The sequence below is a fragment of the Streptomyces sp. NPDC059456 genome, assembly GCF_042750055.1.
In the GTDB taxonomy this organism is placed as follows: domain Bacteria; phylum Actinomycetota; class Actinomycetes; order Streptomycetales; family Streptomycetaceae; genus Streptomyces.
Genome location: NZ_JBHYVA010000480.1, coordinates 1 through 6647, shown reverse-complemented (window position 1 = coordinate 6647; position 6647 = coordinate 1). Strand labels below are relative to the sequence as shown.

The 6647-nt window shown below is 72.8% G+C and carries 4 protein-coding genes and 1 pseudogene; 3 read left to right on the top strand and 2 right to left on the bottom strand.

What is annotated here, in order from left to right; all coding sequences use genetic code 11:
• Positions 1-142 precede the first annotated feature (142 nt).
• Positions 143-577, bottom strand: a pseudogene (locus ACFXA3_RS30930) (universal stress protein); the annotation flags it as partial.
• 60 nt (positions 578-637) lie between these two features.
• On the opposite strand from ACFXA3_RS30930, the gene lysX reads away from it, so the two are divergent.
• Together lysX and ACFXA3_RS30920 are read left to right on the top strand one after the other, a co-directional pair.
• Complete coding sequence (gene lysX, locus ACFXA3_RS30925) at positions 638-3943, top strand: bifunctional lysylphosphatidylglycerol synthetase/lysine--tRNA ligase LysX (RefSeq protein WP_385192039.1); 3306 nt, start codon at positions 638-640, stop codon at positions 3941-3943.
• A 70-nt stretch (positions 3944-4013) separates the two neighbouring features.
• On the top strand, positions 4014-4943 hold the full coding sequence (locus ACFXA3_RS30920) for a polysaccharide deacetylase family protein (RefSeq protein ID WP_385192036.1): 930 nt from the start codon (positions 4014-4016) through the stop codon (positions 4941-4943).
• A gap of 40 nt (positions 4944-4983) precedes the next feature.
• Here the strand turns inward: ACFXA3_RS30920 and ACFXA3_RS30915 are convergent, their stop codons facing one another.
• Complete coding sequence (locus ACFXA3_RS30915) at positions 4984-5688, bottom strand: class F sortase (protein WP_385192034.1); 705 nt, start codon at positions 5686-5688, stop codon at positions 4984-4986.
• A 352-nt stretch (positions 5689-6040) separates the two neighbouring features.
• Here ACFXA3_RS30915 and ACFXA3_RS30910 point away from each other — a divergent pair, with 352 nt between their 5' ends.
• Positions 6041-6577: a hypothetical protein gene (locus ACFXA3_RS30910; RefSeq protein WP_385192032.1), complete on the top strand. Its 537-nt coding sequence runs from the start codon at positions 6041-6043 to the stop codon at positions 6575-6577.
• Positions 6578-6647: the final 70 nt, after the last annotated feature.

Here is a 6647-nt window from a genome sequence, read left to right as displayed (position 1 = left end):
GGAGCCCGGTCTCGCCGCTCAGCTCGGGCTGGACGACGCCGCCTCCACGACCGCTTCCCTCACACCGATCGAGCAGGAGGAGCTGCCCGCCGGTACCGCCCTGGACGATTTCCTCGGCACCATCGCCTGGCCCGACGCCGTGGCCCGCCTTCACCAGGCGGACCGCCACCGAACCGACGATGCGGTGCCCGGCCTGCTCGGAGGCGCCGACCACCACCGCGTCCGCCGTCAGCTCCTCCGCCGCGCTCACCAGCCCCGCGTACGGGTCGCCGCGGAAGGTGTGGAACTGCCAGCGCACCTCGTAGACGCCCTTGACCCGCTCCGCCGCCGCCCGGATCTCGGCCACCAGCCCCTCGGCGATCTCCCCGGTGGTGTCGGCCACCGGCGCGCCCAGTGAGGCCCCGGCCGGCATCACCGGCTGGACGTACACCAGCGCCAGCAGCGCGTTCTGCCGCCGGGCCAGCCCCGCCGCGTACGCCGCCGCCCGCAGGGAGGACTCCGACCCGTCCACCCCGGCCAGGATCACCTTGGGGCCGTCCGTACCGCGTTCGAATCCCGTGTTCACGTGCTCAGTCACCCTCCCCACGGTATGTCCTTCGCCGCGCGCGGCGGCGCGGGCCTCCCTACAGTGCGAACCATGAGTGCCACCGTGGAGGAGACCCGGGGCACCCGGAACCGCTTCCTCAACCGGGTGCCCGACGCGTTCGCCGCGTTCTTCGGAACGCTCGGACTGCTGTGCGCCCTGCTGGCGCTCTCCCCGACGCTGCGCCACCTGCTGCGGCACGTCGTGCGCTTCCTCGACGCGATCGTGGTGCCCGTCAGCGCCAACCTCGCCTACGCCGTCTTCCTCTTCCTCCTCGCCGCCGCGCTCGGCACCCGCAAGAAGGTCGCCTGGTGGATCGTCGTCACCTATCTGGCCCTGCTCGTCCTGGTCGACGTCCTGATCATCGCCGACGAGTACTACTGGATCGGCGGGCCCTCCATGGCCCTCGCCGTGGCCGCCCTCGGGATCCTGATCGCCGCCCGCAAGGAGTTCTACGCCGCCTCCCGGCCCGGCGCCTTCTGGCGGGCCCTGCTCGTCCTGGGCCTCGGCCTGCTCGCCGCCGTGCTCCTCGGCTGGGGCCTGGTCGCCCTGTTCCCCGGCACCCTCCCCAAGGGGCAGTGGCTGGACTGGGCCGCCCGGCAGGTCTTCGGCGGCCTCGTCTCGCCCCGCCAGTTCGACGGCCAGCCGCCGCGCCCGCTCTACTTCTTCCTCGGCCTCTTCGGCGCCCTCGCCCTGCTGAACGCCGCCTCCACCCTGTTCCGCTCGCAGCGTCTGACCGCCGCCCTGCACGGGGACGAGGAACCCCGCATCCGCGCCCTGCTCGGCGCCTACGGCCGCAGCGACTCCCTCGGCTACTTCGCCACCCGCCGCGACAAGGCCGTCGTCTTCGCCCCCAACGGCAGGGCCGGCGTCACCTACCGCGTTGAGGCCGGTGTCTGCCTGGCCAGCGGCGACCCGGTCGGCGACCCCGCCGCCTGGACCCCGGCCGTCGACGCCTGGCTCACCGTGGCCCGCCGCCACGGCTGGCAGCCCGCCGTCATGGGCGCCTCCGAGGAAGGGGCCACCGCGTACGCCCGCTCCGGGCTCAGCGCCCTCCAGCTCGGCGACGAGGCGATCCTGCACGTCGCCCACTTCGACCTCGACGGCCGCGACATGCGCGTCACCCGCCAGGCCGTCAACCGCGTCAAGCGCGCCGGGGCCACCACCGTCATCCGCCGCCACTCCGCCCTCAGCGAGGAGGAGATGCAGTGGATCATCGACCGCGCCGACACCTGGCGCGACACCGAGACCGAACGCGGGTTCTCCATGGCCCTGGACCGGCTCGGCGACCCCGCCGACGGAGACTGCCTGCTCGTCGAGGCCTTCGACGCCCGGGGCGAGCTGATCGCCCTGCTGTCGTTCGTCCCCTGGGGCAGGGACGGCATCTCCCTGGACCTGATGCGCCGCGACCGCGCCGCCCCCAACGGCGTCATGGAGTTCATGGTCGCCGAGCTGTGCGCGGCCGCCCCCGGCCTGGGCGTGCGGCGGATCTCCCTGAACTTCGCCGTCTTCCGCTCCGCCTTCGAGGAGGGCGGCCGGATCGGCGCCGGCCCGGTGCTCAAGCTGTGGCGCAAACTGCTGCTGTTCTTCTCCCGCTGGTGGCAGCTGGAGGCGCTGTACCGCTCGAACGTCAAATACGGCCCGGAGTGGTACCCGCGGTTCCTCTGCTACCAGGACGCCGGCTCGCTCGCCCGGGTCAGCCTCGCCTCCGGCATCGCCGAGGGCTTCGTCTCCGTACCGAGCCTGCGCAAACTCTGGGGCAACGGGCACGCCCGCGGCCTCACCGCGCCCGCCAGCACCGAGGGGCTGCCGCCCATCGACTCCCTCGGACTCGACCTCGCCGGGGTGGAGGCCGAAACGGCGGCGCGGGCCGAGCGGCTGCCGGAACAGGTCCGCGTCCGCCACGACAAGATGGAGCGGATCCGGGCGGCCGGCACCGACCCGTACCCCGTCGGCATCCGGCAGCGCACCCACACCGTGGCCGCCCTGCTGGCCGCCCACCCGGGACCGGCGCCCGGCACCCGCTCCGGAGAACGGGCCACCCTCGCCGGCCGCGTGATGCTCGTACGCGACCTCGGCGGCGTGGTCTTCGCCGTGCTGCGCGACTGGTCCGGGGACGCGCAGCTGATGTTCACCCGCGACGAGAGCGGCCCCGGCGTACTGGACTCCTTCACCTCCCAGGTCGACTTCGGCGACCACGTGGTCGCGAGCGGCGAGGTCGGCGCCAGCCGCAGCGGCGAGCCGTCCCTGCTCGTCACCTCCTGGCAGCTCACCGGCAAATGCCTGCGCCCGCTGCCGGACAAGCGCAAGGGTCTCGCCGACCCCGAGGCGCGCGTCCGGCGCCGCTACCTCGACCTGGTCGCGAGCCCCGAGGCACGGGACGTCGTACGCGCCCGCGCCTCGGCCGTCCAGGCGCTGCGCCAGGGACTGCTGGACCGCGGCTACCTCGAAGTCGAGACCCCGATGCTCCAGCAGATCCACGGCGGCGCCAACGCCCGGCCCTTCCGGACCCACATCAACGCCTACGACCTCGACCTGTACCTGCGCATCGCACCCGAGCTGTACCTGAAGCGGCTGTGCGTCGGCGGCCTGGAGAAGGTCTTCGAGATGGGCCGCACCTTCCGCAACGAGGGCGTCTCCTACAAGCACAACCCCGAGTTCACGATGCTGGAGGCCTACCAGGCCTTCGCCGACTACGACGTGATGCTCGACCTGACGCGCGAGCTGATCCAGGGCGCCGCGACCGCAGCCTTCGGCTCGCCGGTCGCCCACAAGGCCGGCCCGGACGGCAAGCTCGTCGTCCACGACATCTCCGGCCCCTGGCCGGTCAAGACGATGTACGGGGCGATCAGCGAGGCCCTCGGCGAGGAGGTCGACGCCGACACGGCCGAGCACGTCCTGCGCCGGCTCTGCGACCGCGCCAAGGTGCCCCAGGCCCCCGAGGACACCCGCGGCGACGTGGTGCTGGAGATGTACGAGCGGCTGGTGGAGGAGAAGACCAAGCTGCCCACCTTCTACAAGGACTTCCCCACGGACGTCTCCCCGCTCACCCGGCAGCACCGCAAGGATCCGCGCCTCGCCGAGCGCTGGGACCTGGTCGCCTTCGGGACCGAACTCGGCACCGCCTACTCGGAACTGACCGACCCGGTGGAACAGCGCCGCCGGCTGACCGCCCAGTCACTGCTCGCCGCGGGCGGCGACGCCGAGGCGATGGAACTCGACGAAGACTTCCTGGACGCGCTGGAGTACGCGATGCCGCCGACCGGCGGCCTGGGCATCGGCGTCGACCGGCTGGTCATGTTCCTCACCGGCCTCACGATCCGCGAGACGCTGCCGTTCCCGCTGGTCCGGCGCGGCTGATCGGGTGAGGGGAAGCCCGCCCGTTCGCGCCTCTCGACATCCGCGGGGATGTCGTTGATACGTAGTAATAATGAAAAATGACGAGCCGACAGTAGGGCGACGCGTGCTCCTGCGTACCGCCGTCTTCCTCGGAATCGCCGCGGCCTCCGGACTCCTCACCGGCGGCGAGACCGGCGCACCCGGCCAGAACGCGGCGGGCGGTGCACCGGGCGCGGGCCTCGGCGCCGCCCCCGGCGGACCGGCGGCCGGACAGCCGGGACCCGGCGGAGCCGCCGGACCGGGCGGAGTCCGCGCCCTGCGTCCGCAGGCGCCCGGGCAGGCCGCCTACCGGCTGAGCCCCATGACCTCCGAGACCCCGCTGCGCCCGCCCGCGGCGAAGCCCGCCGTACGGACCCGGCCCATCCTGCAGCTTCCCCCCGACGCACGCACCGCGAGCGCCATGGTGCTCACCTTCGACGACGGGCCGGACCCCCGCTACACCCCCGACATCCTCGACACCCTCGCCCGGTACGACGTCCGTGCCATGTTCTTCGTCTGCGGGGAGATGGCCACCGACAACCGGGACCTGCTGCGCCGGATGGCCGCCGAGGGCCACCTCATCGGCAACCACACCTGGACCCACCCGCTGATCCCCACGCTCAGCCGGCCCGCCCTCGCCTCCGAGATCGCCCGCACGAGCGAGGTCGTCCAGCAGGCCGTGGGGGAGGCGCCGCTGTGGTTCCGCGCGCCGTACGGGGCGTGGAACCGGGCCGCGTTCGAGATCGGGGCCGAGCTGGGCATGGAGCCGCTCGCCTGGACGGTGGACACCCTCGACTGGACGGAGCCGGGGACGAGCACGATCGTCTCGAACGTCCTCAAGGGCGCGGCGCCGGGCGTGATCGTACTGAACCACGACGCGGGCGGCGACCGCTCGCAGAGCGTCCGGGCGGTGAGCACGTACCTGCCCCAACTCCTGGCCCGGGGCTACCGGATGACCCTGCCCGCGCTGCCGCCCCGCTGAGCTCGGGCGGGCCCGCCCGGTCCGGCGGGCCCGCCGCCGCTCAGCGGACCTGCACCATCCGGGCGAACACGACGACGTTGCCGTCGTAGCCCCGGGCCTTGGAGTAGCCGCCGCCGCAGGTGATCACGCGCAGTTCCGGCTGCCCGGTGTCCCCGTACACCCGGGCCCCGGGGAACGTCTCCTTCGAGAAGACCTCCACGCCGTACACCTCGAACACCGCGGTGCGCCCGTCGTACCGCTCCACCTCGATGTGATTGCCCTTGCGCAGCGAGCCCAGGCCGTAGAAGACCGCCGGGCCGTTCGCGTTGTCGACGTGGCCCACGATCACCGCCGAGCCGCGCTGGCCCGGCGAGATGCCGTTGAGGTACCAGCCGGCCAGGTTCGGGTCCTGCGGGGGCGGGGCCTCGATCCAGCCCTGCGCGTCCAGCTCGACGGGCATCACCGGAGCGTCCACCTTGATGTTGGGGATCCGGATGCGCTGGACCGACGAGTGTTCCAGCGGCGCCACCTCCGCCGGCGCCGCGGGCTGCTGTTGCTGCTGCATGGGCTGCTGACCCTGTCCCGGCGGATCCGCGGGCAGTTGCCCGGCGGGCACGCTGACGGCCGCCGCGGCCGTCGGCTGCGGCGGCCCGTCACCGACGTCCGCTCCGTTGCGCATCATGGCGAGGCCGCTGAGCATCACCAGCGCGAGCACGCCCCAGGGGGATCGTCTTCTCGGTGGCTGCTCGCTCTCGTCCTCGGTCATGGCTCTCCCTTCCCGACGCGGGGGTCCCGACCCGCGTTCTTGTCCCACCCCTGTACGCCCTTCTTCACGCACGTTAAGGCCGCCTGCGCAAGACGGCGATCGCTGAAGGGCGAACGGGTGGCGGGGCCGGACGGGGTGCGCCCATCCAGGTATTCGTCACATAAATGCCTGACGGGTCGTGACCTGCGGATCCGTCAGCAACCCTCGGCGTGTCTCGGCGTGTCGCTCAACCTTGCGGACCAAACCTGGAAATGCGCTGGTTGCGAGCCGCCCTGAGGGTTCGACGTGGGAGGCGTTCTCGTCGATCTTCCCGGGCGACCGCTCCGGGGCGCTTCCCGCTGGAGGTTCCACCATGCGTGTTCTCCGCGCCCTCACCGTGGCCGCGGCGGCCTGCGTAGCCGTCGGGCTCAGTACCCCGTTCGCCGGCGCGAACCCGTCGGACCCGTTGGGCGGCTCTCCCGCGGGCGGCAACGGGAGCAACACCGGCAACGGGCCGAGCAATGTCACCGTCAACCCGTACAACGTGCACCAGGGTTCGACTATGCAGGTCAGCGCAGCCGGCTGCCGTCACGGCGGCACGGTCTGGTCGGCCGGCAACTTTCCGCAGACCAACCTGTCGGCCGGCTCCATCGGGTTCGCCACCGTCCGGATCTTCAACCACGCGTCACCGGGCAACCACACGCTGTCGGTCAAGTGCAACGACAACAGCCTGGTCGCCACGCACCGGTTCGCGATCCTCGCGGGCAACGGCGCGCACGGCGGTATCGGCGGCTCGTTCGGCCCGTCCACCGCCGAGACCGCGATCGGGGCGGGCCTCGTCGGCGTCGCGGCCCTGGGCGCGGGCGTCCACGTGATGCGCCGGCGCCGTCCGCTGCGCGGGCGGGCCTGACGGCGGGCCGCCCCGGTCGCATCGCTGCTCAGCCCGGGAAACGCCGGTCGCCCCGAGTCCTGGCCAGGAC

Excerpts from the sequence above, each read along its gene's own strand:
- lysX (WP_385192039.1), top strand. The coding sequence starts at position 638 with ATGAGTGCCACCGTGGAGGAGACCCGGGGCACCCGGAACCGCTTCCTC.
- ACFXA3_RS30920 (WP_385192036.1), top strand. The coding sequence starts at position 4,014 with ATGAAAAATGACGAGCCGACAGTAGGGCGACGCGTGCTCCTGCGTACC.
- ACFXA3_RS30915 (WP_385192034.1), bottom strand. The coding sequence starts at position 5,688 with ATGACCGAGGACGAGAGCGAGCAGCCACCGAGAAGACGATCCCCCTGG.
- ACFXA3_RS30910 (WP_385192032.1), top strand. The coding sequence starts at position 6,041 with ATGCGTGTTCTCCGCGCCCTCACCGTGGCCGCGGCGGCCTGCGTAGCC.